Here is a 17,204-nt window from a genome sequence, read left to right as displayed (position 1 = left end):
TTATTCCTGTTGCTGCAAGAAGGCGTCAATCTCTTCACGCCAAGGCACGGAGGGCTGCGCACCAGGCCTGGTGACGGCAATTGCCGCAGCCGCATGGGCGAAACGCACTGCATCACTCATCGCTTTGCCTTCGAGCAATGCCGTTACCAACGCACCATTGAAGGTATCACCAGCCGCAATGGTATCCACCGCTTTAACCTTAAAGCCCGGCACCAGTTTGCCATTCCCGTTTTCGCTCAGCCATACACCACGGCTACCGAGGGTGATGATCACGCAGCCGATGCCCTTATCGTGCAATACCTTGGCAGCACGATCGGCATCGCTATCGTTATTGACCGCAATACCCGTCAGCCGCTGGGCTTCGGTTTCGTTCGGGGTGATCATGTCGATCATCGCCAACAGTTCATCGGGTAATTCGCAGGCCGGGGCCGGATTGAGGATCACCTGCGTATGGTGTTGTTTTGCCAGTTTGGCGGCAGCAATCACCGTTTCGAGCGGTGATTCAAGCTGCATCAGTAACGCATCGGCATCGATAACATTTTGTTGATAGCGATTGAGATATTCCGGCGTAACGGCAGCATTGGCACCCGCATCAATACCGATCACGTTCTCGCCTTCGGCATTCACAAAAATCAATGCCACGCCGGTGGTATTATCGGCAATGGCTTCAATCGGTTGAGTATCAATGCGATCGGTAGCCAGCTGTTGGCAGATACGTTTACCGATATCATCAGCACCAACGCAGGCAATAAACGCGATATCCGCGCCACTGCGCCCAGCAGCGACCGCCTGGTTGGCACCTTTGCCACCAAAGGCAACGTTATACTGCTTCCCGATCACCGTTTCGCCCGGTTGGGGAAATTGTTGGATATTGAGGATATGGTCGGCATTGATACTGCCCAAAACCACCAGTTTTCCTGTTTCCATCACATTGATTCCTGTAAAAATTGTGCGCCATCGTAACGCCCGTTCCAATGGCGCGGAAATGACTTACTTGGTAACCAGTTTCAGATCAACCGGGATAGTGGCTGGAACCTTCTCGCCTTTGAGGATTTTATCTGCAGTTTCGACGCCAATCACACCGATTTGATCTGGGCGTTGTGCCACGGTAGCGGCCAACTTGCCCCCTCAACCGCTTTCACACCGTCATCAGTGCCATCAAAGCCTACCACGATCACATCGGTTTTACCGGCCGTTTGCAGCGCACGCAGTGCACCCAGCGCCATCTCGTCGTTCTGTGCAAATACCGCCTGCACGCCTGGATGCGCTGTCAGCAGGTTCTGCATAACGTTGAGACCCTTGGTACGATCGAAGTCCGCAGGCTGGCTGGCCAGCAAGGTAAACTTGTGCTGATCCAGAGACTGTTTGAAACCTTCGCCACGTTCGCGTGCTGCAGAAGTCCCGGCAATACCTTCCAGTTGAATAACCTTGGCGTCAGCACCCACTTTCTGGGCGATAAAGTCACCGGCCATTTTGCCGCCAACGCGGTTGTCGGAAGCGATATGGCTGACCACGTCACCTTTAGCCGCCATACGGTCCAGCGTAATCACCGGGATTTTGGCCTGGTTAGCCATTTTAATAGCGTTACCCACCGCATCGGAGTCAGTCGGGTTAATCAGCAGCAGTTTCGGGCTCTGCACCATCAGATCCTGCACGTTAGCCAGTTCTTTTGCCGGGTTGTTCTGGGAGTCCAGCACCACCAGGTTATACCCCAGCTTGTTGGCTTCCTGCTGTGCCCCTTCCTTCATCGAAACAAAGAACGGGTTGTTAAGGGTAGAAACCACCAGCGCGATGGTATCTTTTGCCAATGCGTTCGCACTCAAAGTGGCGGTTAACGCGAAGGCTGAAACTAAAGTTGCCAGTTTTTTCATTTTCATGGTCGTGATTCCTGTAGGGGAAAGGTTATTTGTTGCTTTTGTTGTCTACCAGAACCGCCAGCAGAATAACGGCTGCTTTCACGATCATTTGGTAGTAGGAAGAAACACCCAGTAAATTCAAACCATTATTCAGGAAGCCAAGGATCAGCGCCCCGATCAATGTACCAACGATACGCCCTTTACCGCCAGCCAGGCTGGTACCGCCCAGAACAACCGCGGCAATAGCATCCAGCTCATAACCCGTACCGGCAGTGGGTTGTGCCGAGGACAGGCGCGCTACTTCGATAACCCCCGCCAATGCCGCTAACAGGCCACACAGGGAGTAAACGATGATTTTAACTTTATCGACGCTGATACCGGAAAGCCGGGTCGCAGATTCGTTGCCACCTAAAGCATAGATATAGCGGCCAAGACGGGTGTGATGCAGCATATACCAGGCGGCGATAAACACGATCGCCATAATCCAGATCGGGGTCGGCACCCCCAGCGGGCGGCCGATGCCGAACCAGCCGAACGTGTCGGCAACGTCGGTAAAGCCGGTATTAATTGGGCTACCGTTGGTGTACACCATGGTCACACCACGCAATAACAGCATCATCACCAGCGTGGCGATAAACGCCTGAACTTTGCCTTTGGCAACGATAACCCCGGTGCAGGCCCCCACCGCAGCCCCCAATGCCAACGCTGCCGCTACGGCTACCACCGCATTGACTTCAAAACCCACAATGGAAGCGGCTACCGCTCCGGTCAGCGCCAGTAACGATCCCACGGACAGATCGATGCCGGAGGTGAGGATAACTAACGTCATGCCAACCGCCATAATGGCGTTCACCGACGTTTGCTGCAGAATATTGAACAGGTTATTGACGGTAAAGAAATTCGGGCTCATTGAAGAGACCACGGCAATCAGCACCAGCAGCGCAATCAGCGATTTCTGCTCCAACAGCCACTCTTTACTGAACCAGCGCTTTGCGACACTCTGTGAACTCATATCTGATTACTCCTGCTTTACGCCGTATTGCTTGCCGACGGCCGCTGCCATCAGCACTTCCTGGGTGGCCTGTTCAATCGGGAATTCACCGCTGAGGTGGCCTTCGTGCATCACCAGAATGCGGTCACTCATCCCCAGCACCTCCGGCATCTCCGAAGACACCAGAATGATGCTCAGCCCTTCCTGTTTGAACTGGTTGATTAACTGATAGATCTCTTTCTTTGCCCCCACGTCGACACCGCGTGTCGGTTCATCGAGGATCAACACCTTTGGCCGGGTCATCAAGCCACGGGCGATAGCCACTTTCTGCTGATTCCCCCGGACAGCAGGCCGATAGGCTGCTCCATCGAAGGCGTTTTGATGTTGAACAGGCGAATAAAATCGCTCACGGCTACCTGTTCATCCGCATGTTTCAGGCTGCCACCGGCACGGCTGAAGTAGCGCAGAGCGGTCAGAGACATGTTTTCCTTCACCGACATCCCCAGCACCAGGCCATCGCGCTTACGGTCTTCAGAGATATAAACGATGCCATGTGCCAAACCGTCCTGGGGAGAACGCGTCACGACGTCGTGACCATCGAGGTTCACAGTGCCGCTTTTACATGGCGCGGCACCGTACAGAATTTTCATTAACTCGGTGCGGCCAGCCCCCATCAGGCCAGCAACCCCCAAAATCTCACCGCGATACAAAGTGAAACTGACGTCATTCACGCCAGGGCCAGAAACATGGCTGACCTGCAGGCGCTGCTCACCCCGCGGCAGGTTCAAGCGCGGATACTGCTCTTCCAGCTTGCGGCCTACCATCATTTCAATCAGCGTATCTTCCTGTAGCTCGGCAACCGGGCGTTCAGCAATAAACTGCCCGTCACGGAACACCGTAACGTCGTCGCAGATTTCAAAGATTTCCTTCAGGCGATGGGAGATATAAACGATGCCACGGCCTTCGGCTTTCAGCTCGTTAATCACTTTAAACAGCGAGGCAGTTTCGGTATCAGTCAGCGCGTCCGTCGGTTCATCCATAATGATGACTTTGGATTCAAAACTCAGCACCTTGGCGATTTCCACCATTTGCTGATCGCCGATCGATAATTCTCCCACCAGCCGGTGGCTGCTGTAACGCAGGTTCAGGCGTGCCAGCAGTTTATCCGCTTCGGCATACATGCGTTTCCAATCAATTCGGCCAAAACGGTTAACAAACTCACGGCCAAGAAAGATGTTTTCGGCAATGGTCAGTTGCGGGATCAGGTTCAGTTCCTGGTGGATGATGCCGATGCCGGCTTCCTGCGAGTCTTTCGGCCCGTTGAAAAGGACTTCTTTACCCAGAAAATACTGGCTGCCAGCGTCTTTGTTGTAAATGCCGGTCAGCACTTTCATCATGGTGGACTTCCCGGCGCCGTTTTCCCCCACCAGCGCCATCACCCTGCCGGGATAAACGCTTAGGGCGGCGCCAGAAAGCGCCTTAACGCCGGGAAAGGCTTTATCGATCCCTTTCAGTTGCAGTAAAGGTTGCATAAATGCCTCAGAAAGTTACGCCGGCGCACAGGATCACATTCGCGTAAGGCGAACATTCTCCACTGCGGATAACGCACCGGCTTTGTTCAGTTTGCGCTTTAAAAGCGCTGTGGCTGATATAGCTTATGCTGATGGTGTTTCCCTGGAGTTGGCCAAGTTGTGTCAGTTGAGCCAGCAACGCTTCATGGAGTGGCGGATTATGTTTAACAATCTCTTGTGCCAGAATAGCGCTTTCTACCTGCATTTCCTGCGTCACCACCCCGACCACTTGTAAAAACGTCGGCACTCCTTGAGTCAAAGCCAGATCGATGCGCTGCGTACCCGCCGGGATGGGCAGCCCCGCATCACCAATAGTGATCTGATCGGTATGACCGAGGCGGGAAACAACTGCGGAAACTTCAGAATTCAGTAGTACGCCTTTTTTCATGATTTTACTCCGACAGCGAAACGTTTCGCTCATTAAGGAGTTTAAAAAACACCGGAGGAAGGCAACTGCGAAATAACGAAAATGTGATCGCCATCGAAACGTTTCGCTCGCGTTCAACAACGGGATAAAAAAAGGCTCAGCCAATGCTGAGCCCTTAATTTATATCTCGACCTGGGTTCCCAGTTCGATCACACGGTTTGGCGGGATCTCAAACTGATCCGGAGCACGCAGTGCGTTGCGGCTCAGCGCGATAAACAGTTTGCCGCGCAGGAACAGATACCATGGCCGTTTGGTGAGGATCAGCGATTCATGGGACATAAAGAACGAAGTTTCCATCATCCGGCAAGGTAATCCTTCCAGACCACAACGGTGGAAGACTTCCTCGACGTTTGGCGTTTCTCGCCAACCATAACTGGCCACCACGCGCCAGAAGGTCGGCGACAATTGTTCGATAGTTACCCGGCGAACATTATGCACATAGGGAGCATCTTCGGTACGTAAGGTCAGCAACACTACCCGCTCATGCAACACCTTGTTGTGCTTGAGGTTATGTAACAGCGCAAACGGGATCACATTAATAGCCCGCGACATAAACACCGCAGTGCCAGGCACGCGAACCGGCGGCGATTTTTCCAGCGAGGCAATCAATGCCTCAAGGGAATTACCGTGCTCGTGCATCCGGCGCAGCAGGCGGAAACGTTCGCTCTTCCAGGTAGTCATAATGATAAACATGACCAATGCCAGCGTCAGCGGCAACCAACCACCAGAGAACAATTTCAAGGCGTTGGCCGAGAACATCGGCAGATCAATAATCAGCAGGATAACCAAGATACCTACCGCCAGGAAGCGGTTCCATTGCCAGTTTTTAATTGCTACCGAAGTGATAAGAATACTGGTCAATACCATGGTGCCGGTAACCGCTATACCGTAAGCCGCTGCCAGATTGCTGGAGTGTTCGAAGCCAACAATCACCAGCACCACCGCGATGTACAGCGTCCAGTTAATCATTGGGATATAGATCTGGCCAGATTCCATTTCCGAGGTATGAATGATACGCATCGGCGACAAGTACCCCAGACGCACGGCCTGACGGGTTAAAGAAAAGACGCCGGAGATCACCGCCTGCGAGGCGATAACCGTCGCCAATGTGGCCAGTATCAACAGCGGGATCAGTGCCCAATCGGGTGCCAACAGGAAGAACGGGTTTTTGATCGCCTCTGGATTTTTCAGCAACAAGGCCCCCTGCCCGAAGTAGTTGAGCACCAGCGAAGGCAGCACCACGGTGAACCAGGCCAGGCGGATCGGGAATTTACCAAAATGGCCCATATCCGCATACAGGGCTTCCACACCGGTAATAGAAAGCACCACCGCGCCCAGGGCGAAGAACGACACCTTCTTATATTCGACAAAGAAGTTGAATGCCCATTTAGGGTTCAACGCCTGTAATACTTCCGGGTTGGCGATGATGCTGCGCGCACCTAGTACCGCCAAAACGATAAACCACAACAGCATCACCGGGGCAAAAAGTTTACCCACGCTGCCGGTACCGTGCTTTTGGATAGCAAACAGTAAGGTCAGAACCAGAATAGACAAAGGAACAATATAGGTATCCAACGACGGCGCCGCGATTTCCAGCCCTTCTATCGCCGACATGACCGATATCGCCGGGGTGATAACCACCTCACCATAAAAGAAGCTGCCGCCAATCAGGCCGAGGATCACCAGTAATGAGGTCGTGCGCGGCGACGTATTGCGCCCAGCCAATGACATCAATGTCAGTATCCCCCTTCACCGGCGTTATCTGCACGCATGACATAGGTGAGATACTTTAGGGAAACGATGACAATCAGCATCCAGAAGATCAGAGAGAGGAAGCCAAACACCACATCAGGGCGAACATCAAACCCATAATGACCCGAAAAGCACTCTCTTAAGGTGTAAAGCGGGCTGGTACCAATATCACCGTAAACGACCCCAATGGCCGCCAGCGTAACCGCTGACAATGACTGTTTATGTTCTGTGCTCATAATTTATTTCTTTTGCTGGATCATCCGGCAGCCGATGTATCCGCATCAGGCTAAAGATACGGGCTCTAAGTGCCGTTACGCCTTCTTAAGGGCGCTCAGTATGCACCAATTATGGTACTTGCCTACTCTTATATCTGCCCCGAAAAATAAACAAAATGTGAACCAGCACCCCTTTTGATAATAGAAAATTTTTACTAATCAACAAGCTATACTGGTAAAAATAATGGTGGTTTATCATTAGATTCTCCAGCAAGATTGCCTGACAGCCTGATTAACAGGCGCTAACCCACGGACAACGCGGACTATTTTATGGCGTCATCTTCACTTCTGGCAGAACGGATTTCCCGCCTCAGCAGTGCGCTGGAGAGCGGCCTCTATGAACGGCAAGAAGCTATCAGGCTTTGTTTGCTGGCAGCACTGTGCGGCGAAAGCGTTTTCCTGCTCGGCCCGCCGGGCATCGCTAAAAGCCTGATAGCGCGCCGGTTGAAATTTGCCTTCCGCAATGCCCGTTCATTTGAATACCTGATGACGCGCTTTTCCACTCCGGAAGAGGTGTTTGGCCCGCTATCTATCCAGGCCCTGAAAGATGAAGGCCGCTACCAGCGTTTAACCGCCGGTTATCTACCTGAAGCAGAGATCGTTTTTCTTGATGAAATCTGGAAAGCGGGTCCGGCAATCCTCAATACCCTGCTGACCGCGATCAACGAACGTCGCTTTCGCAACGGCAACAGTGAGGAACCTATCCCGCTGCGCCTGCTGGTCACCGCCTCGAATGAATTACCTGACGCCGACAGCAGTCTTGAAGCGCTGTATGACCGGATGCTTATCCGCCTATGGCTGGATAAGGTGCAGGATAAACAGAACTTCCGTTCTCTGCTGGTCAGCCGCCAGAGCGAAAGCGAAAACCCGGTGCCTGAGGCGCTGAGCATCAGCGATGAGGAGTTCCACCAGTGGCAACCACTCATCGATAAGGTCAAACTGCCGGAAAACTGCTTTGAATTGATCTTCGTACTGCGCCAGCGGCTGGATGCGTTGGAACAGGCACCTTATGTTTCCGACCGCCGCTGGAAAAAATCCTTAAGGTTACTGCAGGCCTGCGCATTTTTCAGTGGTCGTGAGAGCATTGTACCGCTGGATTTGATGCTGCTGAAAGATTGCCTGTGGCACGATCAGACTTCGTTAAAACTGTTGCAACAGCAAGTGGACCAACTGCTGACCGAGCAGGCTTACCAGCAACAAACCCTGCTGATCCAGTTACAACAGACTCATACCCGTTGGATGCAGCATCAACAGCAGCAAAGCCATCGTCAGGCTATCCAACTGGTGAAAAAAGGCGGCATGTTCAGCCGCAAACCACAATATGCTCTGGCGCAGCCCTTTGGCGGCACCACCTTGACGCTATTGCTGCAAAAACCGCTGCAGTTACACGACATCCAGGTTAACCACTTGAGTATCGAAAACAGCATGCTGGAAAACTGGCTGCAAAAAGGCGGCGATGTGCGCGCCAAGCTTAACGGCATCGGTTTTGCTCAGCAGATCGAGCTAGAAGTTGACGAGCAACTGCACCTGACCGTGCTGGATGTCAGCCGCCAACCTGCCTTGCTTACCCTGCCGGGTAATCCCACCGGGGGTACGCCACAGGAACTGCTGGATGAGATCGAAGCGCTGAGCCAACGCCAGGCAGAACAGCGGCGATTATTCAGCCAGCATCAACCTTGCCTGTTCACTCCCGCAGGTGGTTTGTCAAAGATTGAAGCCAGCCTGTTGCAGGTTGCCGATCAAATCAAACAGCAACACCAGCAGATGCGCGGCCAATAAGCATGCTCAGCCTTGAAACGCTCGATTTACTGTTGTCGATCGCCGAAGGGGAACTGATCGAAGAGATGATCATTGGCATGTTGGCCACCCCGCAGCTGGCGGTATTTTTCAATAAATTCCCGGCAATACGCCGGGCGTTGAACCGCGATCTGCCCCGCTGGAAGCTGCAATTAAAGGAACGCCTTCATCAAGCCATGGTGCCCCCGGCACTGGCGCAAGAATTTTACCGCTACCAGCAATGCCAATTAGAAAACCCTTCTCAGTTCTTCCATAACCTCAACGATACGCTCGATCTGTTGCGCCAGTTGATTTCGCCGTTCTACGAACAGGCGCAAAAGCTGGTGGATGCCGCCGATCTGGCTAATTATCCGATTAATAGCAGCTTCCAGACCCTGTTCCTGCAGCGCTGGCGGATTAGCCTGACATTACAGGCCACCATGTTGCACCATCAGTTACTGGATCAAGAGCGTGAACAATTGATGGCCGAACTACAGGAGCGGCTGGCATTAAGTGGAGCGTTAGAACCGGTGCTGGCAGAAAACGACACCGCAGCAGGCCGATTATGGGATATGAGCAAAGGCCACCTACAGCGTGGTGATTATCAACGGTTGCTGGAATATGGTGACTTCCTGCAACAACAGCCGGAACTACAAAAGCTGGCACAGCAATTGGGACGCAGCTATGAGGCCAAAGCGGTACTGCAACAAGACGCGCAGCCAGAACCTTACCGGGTAATGGTACAGGTACCCGCTATCCAGCCGGAAGAAGTCAGCGGGATACACCAGAGTGACGATATTCTGCGGCTTTTGCCGCCGGAGCTGGCGGCACTGGGTATTGAAGAACTGGAATTCGAATTTTACCGGCGCTTGCTGGAAAAGCGGCTCCTGACCTATCGCCTGCAAGGGGATGCCTGGCAGGAACAGACCCTGATGCGCCAGGTTACCCATCAACAGCAGGATCAGCAGCCTCGCGGGCCATTTATTGTCTGTGTTGATACTTCCGGTTCAATGGGCGGCTTTAATGAACAATGTGCCAAAGCCTTTTGTCTGGCGCTATTGCGCATTGCTCTGGCCGACAACCGCCGCTGTTACATCATGTTGTTTGCCAACCAGATTGTTCACTATGAGCTGACTGCAGCCAGCGGTATCGAGCAGGCGGTCCGGTTTTTAGGCCAGCATTTTCGTGGTGGAACAGATTTGGCAGCCTGCCTGAATGCTACGGTCAGCAAAATGACGGAAAGCGGCTGGTTTGATGCCGATGCGGTGATCATTTCTGACTTTATTGCCCAACGGTTGCCGGATGAGGTAATAAAAAAAGTGAAACAACAGCAGCAAAGCCACCAGCAACGTTTTCATGCGGTGGCAATGTCGGCTTATGGCAAACCCGGCATCATGCGCATCTTCGATCATATCTGGCGCTTTGATACCGGGTTAAAAAGCCGTTTAATGCGCCGCTGGCGGCGCTAGTGTGCAAGACCTAATAGTCGTTGATAGTAAATACAGCTTTGCCATCTGCCCGGCCAGGCGTGATATCCGGCGCCGTTTGTATATATCTTGCAACTAATGGAATGGTAAACGTCGGTGTGTCATCAGTCGGTGGCATATAGCGATTTGGTCCAGCAAAATTGAATGCAACCGGCGAACCAGAGACCACTCCTCGGCCAAATTGTATCCCTACACCGGTCGCCGCCAAGTTGTTATCTGCCGAGCTTACGGCCATCACACCATTAGCGTTATCAATGATTTCCGTAGTTGGCTGAATAGAGAAATCCAGGATGTTCGCCGTTGCTGTGGGGGATATTTTGCTCCCCTCCCTCAGTGATGGTGATTTCTTCACCACCAAAGGCATAGTAGCCATGGAACCGAGGGCAATGGGTTAAATGAATCGAGGCGTCCTTCCAGGCGGTAACTGAGCCCTGACCTTTAAAATACCTACTTTTTTCATAAACCCCCAGGTCAACTTTCACGCCAGGCGTGGTACAGGTCTGGGAAGTGACATTGGTTACCCCATTAAAAGTGATAAGAGTGGGTAAGTTAGGTATAAGATTTATACCTATCCCCTTTCAGGAGGGAATAAATAGATTTAATTTCAAACTAGAAATTAGCGTGCTTGAATTATGCATAGTTTATCTGAAACCCTAACGAAAAGTTGCACCCGTGGTTAGCCCACCGGCCCCGGATGCACGATATAACGATGCAACTGGGAAAGGCAGGCGAACACTCACGTCTGCAACTTGCTTTCGAGCGGGTCAAATCACCAAGGATTACAACAACCCATCCACACTTTCACGGACTTCTGATCCCCATACGCCACATTGTACCTGGCCGATATGTGACAGTTGCAGTAACAGCATCACCAAACGTGATTGACCAATACCGCCGCCAATCGTCTGGGGCATTTCACCGCGCAACAGCGACTGATGCCATTCCAGTTTCAGGCGTTCCAGATCGTCGGTCAGCGTCAGTTGATATTGCAATGCTGCTGCATCGACACGGATCCCCATAGAAGAAAGCTCAAACGCATCCTGCAACACGGGGTTCCATACCATGATGTCACCGTTCAGACCCGCCAGCCCTTCGGCACCCTGCGTAGTCCAATCATCATAATCAGGTGCACGCACGTCGTGCGATTTACCATGTGACAGCTTGCCACCGATACCAATCAGGAATACCGCACCCAATTCTTTGGCGATGGCACGCTCACGGCCTTTGGCATCCAGATCTGGATAACGCTGCAACAGGGTTTCGCTGTGAACAAAGTGGATCTGTTCTGGCAGGAACGGTGCCAGGCCAAATTCACGACTCACTGCAGCTTCTGTTTCTTTGATAGAAGCATAAATACGCTTAACGGTATCTTGCAGGTAAGCCTGGTTGCGTTCGCCATCCCCCATGACACGTTCCCAATCCCACTGATCGACATACACCGAATGGATCGGCGTCAGGCGATCTTCATCCGGGCGCAGCGCTTTCATGTGGGTATAAATACCTTCGCCTGCGCTGAAGTCGTTGCAACCAAGCGTTTTACGTTTCCATTTGGCCAGTGAATGCACCACTTCAAACGTTGACTCTGGCAAGCTTTTTACTTTTACCTGAACGGCCTTCTCGCTGCCGGAAAGGTTGTCTTGAGTGCCGTCACCCAGACGACTGAGGATCGGTGCCTGAACTTCGATCAGGCCAAGCTGTTGCTCCAGCTGGCGGGAGAAGAAAGATTTTACGAAGCTGATTTGTTGTTGTTTTTGGATAAACTGCTTTTTCATTGCCGTATCTCTTAAATAACCTGTCTTGTTGCCAGTGATTAAGCAACAGAATGGCATCACAATTCAATATCCATCAATCAATATTGCCTTTTCACTTTTAATCGTTCATTTTTAAGCGGTGAAAATTCAATAATCCGCAGTTAAAGGGGGATTTAATGGCAGAAATTTATCAGATCGATAATCTCGATCGCGGCATCCTCAACGCCTTAATGGAAAATGCCCGTACGCCTTACGCCGAGCTGGCAAAGAACTTTGCCGTCAGCCCTGGCACCATTCATGTGCGGGTGGAAAAGATGAAACAGGCCGGGATCATCATCGGTGCTCGGGTAGACGTGAACCCAAAACAACTGGGTTATGACGTCTGTTGTTTTATCGGCATCATATTAAAGAGCGCCAAGGATTACCCTTCGGCGCTGAAAAAACTCGAGAGCCTGGAAGAAGTGGTTGAAGCCTACTACACCACTGGCCACTACAGCGTATTTATCAAGGTAATGTGCCGTTCGATAGATGCGCTGCAACAGGTGCTTATCAACAAGATCCAGACTATCGACGAGATCCAGTCAACGGAGACCCTGATCTCGCTGCAGAACCCGATTATGCGCACCATTACGCCCTAGACCCCCGCTCTTGATGAACCCTGCCTTCTCCCCCGGAGTTTACTCAGTAAGGGGCCGGGGGATGAGTTATGCACAACGCTGCGGCTTTAAAGGCTATGGGGATATACCCCTATTATCCACAGGTAGATCCCAATCAATTCACAGCGTACAATGCTGCCTCTTCAGAAAGCTTGGGATCATTTATGGCAGACATTACTCTGATCAGTGGCAGTACGCTTGGCAGTGCAGAATACGTTGCTGAACATTTGGCTGAAAAGCTGGAAGAGGCTGGTTTCTCAACTGAAACGCTGCATGGTCCTGAATTGGATGAACTGACGCTGTCCGGGCGGTGGCTGGTGGTTACTTCCACTCATGGTGCAGGCGATTTACCAGATAATCTGCAACCGCTGTTAGAACAGATAACCGAACAGCAGCCTGATTTATCCCAAGTAGAGTTTGGAGCCGTCGGTTTAGGCAGTTCCGAGTACGATACCTTCTGTGGGGCGATCAAACAGATCGACGATCTTTTGTTGGCTCGAGGAGCAAAAAGGATCGGTGATCGCTTAGAGATCGACGTGACCAAACATGAAATTCCAGAGGATCCAGCAGAAGAATGGATCGCAAACTGGATTAATTTACTCTGATTCGTTTAAAGATTGAGCGAACGATTGTGGATAACTAAGCTTATAAGCAGGGTAAAACCGGTAGTTATCCCAATAACAACTGCAGTACGCTTTTCATGCTGTGCATAACATGCCATTTAGATCCCAGCTTATACGGTCCAGGATCACCGATCACTCACAGCAAACGATCCTCGTTAATCTACTGATCTTCATCTGGAATAATCACTTATCCACAGAGGATCGCGATCCTAATAAGAGATCTAATAAAGAGATCTTTAAATAAAAAAGATCTTCTTTTAATTACCTACGATCCTGACCGCTTGGTCGATCGTCTAAACTTGAGTAGAATCCCCAACCTTGGGCAAATAACGATCGTCCGTAAGTACTTCGAGGTGCAGTTCCATGTTTTATCCAGACCAATTTGACGTCATTATCATCGGTGGTGGCCATGCAGGTACCGAAGCAGCGATGGCTGCGGCACGCATGGGGCGTCAGACTTTATTACTGACCCACAATATCGACACGCTGGGGCAAATGTCCTGTAATCCGGCGATCGGTGGTATTGGTAAAGGGCATCTGGTTAAGGAAATTGATGCACTCGGCGGGCTGATGGCCAAGGCTATTGACCATGCAGGGATCCAGTTTAGGATACTAAACGCCAGCAAAGGCCCTGCTGTCAGGGCTACCCGTGCTCAGGCAGACCGTGTCCTGTATCGCCAAGCCGTCCGTACAGCGTTAGAAAATCAGCCAAACCTGATGATTTTCCAACAGGCAGTCGAAGACTTGATTGTGGAAAACGATCGCGTAGTCGGTGCTGTGACCCAGATGGGGCTGAAATTCCGTGCCAAAGCGGTGGTACTGACCGTTGGTACCTTCCTGGATGGCAAGATCCACATCGGGCTGGAAAACTACAGCGGTGGCCGTGCTGGGGATCCTCCGTCGATCTCTTTGTCACAGCGTCTGCGAGAACTACCGCTGCGCGTCAATCGCCTGAAGACAGGTACACCACCGCGCATTGATGCACGAACTATCGATTTCAGCGTATTGGCTGAGCAGCATGGCGATACACCGATCCCGGTGTTTTCTTTCCTGGGTAACGCGAGCCAGCATCCGCAGCAAGTAGCGTGCTACATCACGCATACCAATGAAAAAACCCATGATGTGATCCGTAACAACCTCGATCGTAGCCCGATGTATGCCGGGATCATCGAAGGGATCGGGCCGCGTTATTGTCCATCGATCGAAGACAAAGTGATGCGCTTTGCCGATCGTAACGCTCACCAGATCTTCCTTGAGCCAGAAGGGTTAACCAGCAACGAAATTTATCCAAACGGTATCTCGACCAGCCTGCCGTTTGACGTACAGATGCAAATCGTTCGTTCGATGGAGGGGATGCAAAATGCCCGAATCGTTCGGCCTGGTTATGCCATCGAATATGATTTCTTCGATCCACGCGACCTGAAACCTACGCTGGAAAGCAAATTTATTCAGGGTCTGTTCTTTGCTGGTCAGATCAACGGCACCACGGGTTATGAAGAAGCTGCTGCGCAAGGCTTGCTAGCCGGGCTGAACGCTGGGCGCTATGCCAGCGAAGACGAAGGATGGTCACCTCGCCGCGATCAGGCTTATCTGGGCGTGCTGGTGGACGATCTCAGCACCTTGGGCACCAAAGAACCCTACCGCATGTTTACCTCAAGGGCTGAATATCGCCTGATGCTGCGGGAAGACAACGCCGATCTGCGCCTGACGGAAAAAGGCCGTGAACTCGGGTTGGTGGATGATATTCGTTGGGCGCGTTACTGTGAGAAACTCGAACACATCGAGCAGGAACGCCAGCGCTTACGTGATATCTGGGTGCACCCGCATTCAGAAAACGTCGAGCAGGTTAATCTGTTGCTGAAAGCGCCGCTATCGCGTGAAGCCAATGGTGAAGAGCTGCTGCGCCGCCCGGAAATGGATTACGCCCTGTTGACCAGGGTTGAAGCTTTTGCGCCTGCATTGGCTGATACCGAAGCTGCGGAGCAAGTGGAAATCCAGGTGAAATACGAAGGGTATATCGCTCGTCAGCAAGATGAGATCGATAAACAGCAGCGCAACGAAAACACCGTACTGCCGTTGGATCTCGATTATCGACAGGTTTCTGGACTATCGAACGAAGTGATCGCCAAACTTAACGATCACAAACCCAACTCGATCGGCCAGGCGTCACGTATTTCCGGTATTACGCCTGCAGCGATCTCTATTTTGCTGATCTGGCTGAAAAAGCAGGGATTACTGCGCCGCAGCGCCTAAATCTGTATTCTGAGCGGTCGTTTGCCTATCTCCTGAGCAAATGACCGCTGACATCACATTCTGCCTGAATTATCATAGATTGCCTTAGGGAACAGCGTCGGGGTGGCCCACTGTTTCGCGCCAGTCAGAGGATCAAGCTGTGCAAAAAAACTGGATTCACTGCTTTCAGTGGCAGGAATTACCCTTTCCGATCAGCAAAAACAGCAACTGCTGGGCTATGTCGGCATGCTCGACAAGTGGAACAAGGCTTACAATCTCACCTCTGTCCGCGATCCCCAGCAAATGCTGGTGCGCCATATCATGGACAGCATTGTGGTTAACCCACATCTGACCGGTTCACGTTTTATCGATGTTGGCACCGGTCCTGGATTACCGGGCATTCCGTTGGCTATCGTGCGGCCTGATGCGCATTTCACTTTGCTAGACAGCCTGGGCAAGCGCGTCCGCTTCTTACGGCAGGTACAGCATGAGCTGGGTCTGAAAAATGTCGACCCGGTGCAAAGCCGTGTCGAAGCGTTTCCTGCGGAGCCGCCATTTGATGGCGTGATCAGCCGTGCTTTTGCCTCGTTGCAGGATATGTTGGCCTGGTGTCACCATCTACCCAAGCCATCGGTGGGGCGTTTTTATGCGCTGAAAGGGATTTGCCCGGATGACGAACTTGCCCAGTTGCCCGAGGGGATATCTCTGGATTCGGTGATTCGTCTGCAGGTACCGGAACTGGAAGGTGAGCGGCATTTGGTGATACTAAAGCGAAACTAAGTTTGCTCGGAATCAAATAATTAGGAATTAACGCAAGACGTGGAAGGTAAAACCAAGCAAGCTAATCAATTAAGCCTTCAGTGGGGTTTGTTTACCTTTTTTAACAAAAAGGGCATCGCAAGCCACTAATTGCACAGGGTAATAGTCACGTTGGCAATGATATGTGAATGATTCAATCTTGCTGTTAGTGTTAATTCTCGGTTGCAATATTACTTGTGTAAATGTCAATAGAAGGTTTTTATCGAGTATAAGTATTGTTTTTGAATGGTTACTCTGTAATGTTTTGATTTATAAAATTTTTTAACCGCTCAAATAGCTAAAGACGTCGGTTGTTAACTTGGGCTATAAATCAGAAATATTCATTACTGTGATCGGTTGCACGTTTCATAGCGTAACGATGGAATAGTCAGACAATTAAATGCGATGGATTATTCCGACCGTTTTCTTGTGAAAATAGCCCTAAAAGGGGAAATTTAAATAATTGTTCACCTTTTCGCTACTTATCCATTGAATTCGGTGGAGTGGCCCGTATAATTTGCTCGTTTTTTGCTGCTTGACTCATGGTTGCAAAAACAGTTGTATACGTCACTCAGCATACCCCCTGGGGTAGGGAGAGAACAAACGTCATGTCTGTGTCCCTATACAGCGGAAAAGTTGCACGCAAGCTGCTGTTTCTGCAGTTAATGACTTTTGTTTTGATCAGCGCTGCATTCGGCCTGAAAAGCCTGGAGTGGAGCGGCTCGGCATTAGCTGGCGGCCTTGCTGCCTGGTTACCGAATGCCATGTTTATGCTGTTTGCCTTGCGTCATCAGGCGCAAACGCCGGCACCCGGTCGGGTTGCCTGGTCGTTCGCCATTGGTGAGGGGCTGAAGGTCGTGATCACCATAGTTTTGCTGATCGTGGCCCTTGGGGTGTTCAAAGCGGCGTTTGTACCGCTTGGCCTGACCTATTTAGCGGTGTTGATTGTGCAGATAGTGGCACCAGCCGTGATTAACAGTTACCGAACTTAACTAAAAGGGTAAGAGGC

The 17,204-nt window shown here is 51.4% G+C and carries 12 protein-coding genes and 3 pseudogenes; 7 read left to right on the top strand and 8 right to left on the bottom strand.

Annotated elements, in window-relative coordinates; all coding sequences use genetic code 11:
- The 6 genes and pseudogenes from rbsK to kup form a co-directional block, all read right to left on the bottom strand.
- Positions 1-927, bottom strand: coding sequence for a ribokinase (gene rbsK / locus ACQ86O_RS05485; protein ID WP_431224431.1), 927 nt, complete (start codon positions 925-927; stop codon positions 1-3).
- A gap of 63 nt (positions 928-990) precedes the next feature.
- Positions 991-1,877: pseudogene (gene rbsB / locus ACQ86O_RS05480) on the bottom strand (ribose ABC transporter substrate-binding protein RbsB).
- A gap of 25 nt (positions 1,878-1,902) precedes the next feature.
- Positions 1,903-2,868, bottom strand: coding sequence for a ribose ABC transporter permease (rbsC, locus tag ACQ86O_RS05475; RefSeq protein WP_431224430.1), 966 nt, complete (start codon positions 2,866-2,868; stop codon positions 1,903-1,905).
- A 6-nt stretch (positions 2,869-2,874) separates the two neighbouring features.
- A pseudogene (rbsA, locus tag ACQ86O_RS05470) lies at positions 2,875-4,379 on the bottom strand (ribose ABC transporter ATP-binding protein RbsA).
- Between the two features lie 7 nt (positions 4,380-4,386).
- Positions 4,387-4,806: a D-ribose pyranase gene (rbsD, locus tag ACQ86O_RS05465; RefSeq protein WP_431224429.1), complete on the bottom strand. Its 420-nt coding sequence runs from the start codon at positions 4,804-4,806 to the stop codon at positions 4,387-4,389.
- Between the two features lie 159 nt (positions 4,807-4,965).
- Positions 4,966-6,833, bottom strand: a pseudogene (gene kup, locus ACQ86O_RS05460) (low affinity potassium transporter Kup).
- 309 nt (positions 6,834-7,142) lie between these two features.
- Between kup and ravA the strand changes: the two are divergent.
- Both ravA and viaA read left to right on the top strand, forming a co-directional pair.
- Positions 7,143-8,651, top strand: coding sequence for an ATPase RavA (gene ravA / locus ACQ86O_RS05455; RefSeq protein WP_431224428.1), 1,509 nt, complete (start codon positions 7,143-7,145; stop codon positions 8,649-8,651).
- Positions 8,652-8,653: 2 nt separating this feature from the next.
- Positions 8,654-10,117, top strand: a complete 1,464-nt coding sequence (gene viaA / locus ACQ86O_RS05450) for an ATPase RavA stimulator ViaA (protein ID WP_431224427.1) — start codon at positions 8,654-8,656, stop codon at positions 10,115-10,117.
- Between the two features lie 10 nt (positions 10,118-10,127).
- Here viaA and ACQ86O_RS05445 read toward each other — a convergent pair whose 3' ends face one another.
- Positions 10,128-10,508, bottom strand: a complete 381-nt coding sequence (locus ACQ86O_RS05445) for a fimbrial protein (protein WP_431224426.1) — start codon at positions 10,506-10,508, stop codon at positions 10,128-10,130.
- Between the two features lie 406 nt (positions 10,509-10,914).
- A complete protein-coding gene (gene asnA / locus ACQ86O_RS05440; RefSeq protein ID WP_431224425.1) occupies positions 10,915-11,907 on the bottom strand; it encodes an aspartate--ammonia ligase in 993 nt (330 codons plus the stop codon).
- 155 nt (positions 11,908-12,062) lie between these two features.
- Between asnA and asnC the strand changes: the two genes are divergently transcribed.
- From asnC to atpI, 5 genes are all read left to right on the top strand, one after another.
- Positions 12,063-12,524, top strand: a complete 462-nt coding sequence (gene asnC / locus ACQ86O_RS05435) for a transcriptional regulator AsnC (RefSeq protein ID WP_431224424.1) — start codon at positions 12,063-12,065, stop codon at positions 12,522-12,524.
- Positions 12,525-12,706: 182 nt separating this feature from the next.
- Positions 12,707-13,147: an FMN-binding protein MioC gene (mioC, locus tag ACQ86O_RS05430; RefSeq protein WP_431225656.1), complete on the top strand. Its 441-nt coding sequence runs from the start codon at positions 12,707-12,709 to the stop codon at positions 13,145-13,147.
- Positions 13,148-13,528: 381 nt separating this feature from the next.
- Positions 13,529-15,418 (top strand): tRNA uridine-5-carboxymethylaminomethyl(34) synthesis enzyme MnmG, encoded by a 1,890-nt coding sequence (gene mnmG / locus ACQ86O_RS05425; RefSeq protein WP_431224423.1) that lies wholly within the window; start codon positions 13,529-13,531, stop codon positions 15,416-15,418.
- Between the two features lie 102 nt (positions 15,419-15,520).
- Positions 15,521-16,177, top strand: coding sequence for a 16S rRNA (guanine(527)-N(7))-methyltransferase RsmG (rsmG, locus tag ACQ86O_RS05420; RefSeq protein ID WP_431224422.1), 657 nt, complete (start codon positions 15,521-15,523; stop codon positions 16,175-16,177).
- 626 nt (positions 16,178-16,803) lie between these two features.
- Entirely contained in the window at positions 16,804-17,187 is a 384-nt protein-coding gene (atpI, locus tag ACQ86O_RS05415) for a F0F1 ATP synthase subunit I (protein ID WP_431224421.1), read from the top strand.
- Positions 17,188-17,204 lie beyond the last annotated feature (17 nt).

Origin of the sequence: Serratia sp. L9 (assembly GCF_050632285.1) — a bacterium.
Lineage (GTDB): Bacteria > Pseudomonadota > Gammaproteobacteria > Enterobacterales > Enterobacteriaceae > Chania.
Note: the sequence above shows the minus strand (reverse complement) of the source record. Positions and strands in the feature narration are given on the sequence as shown.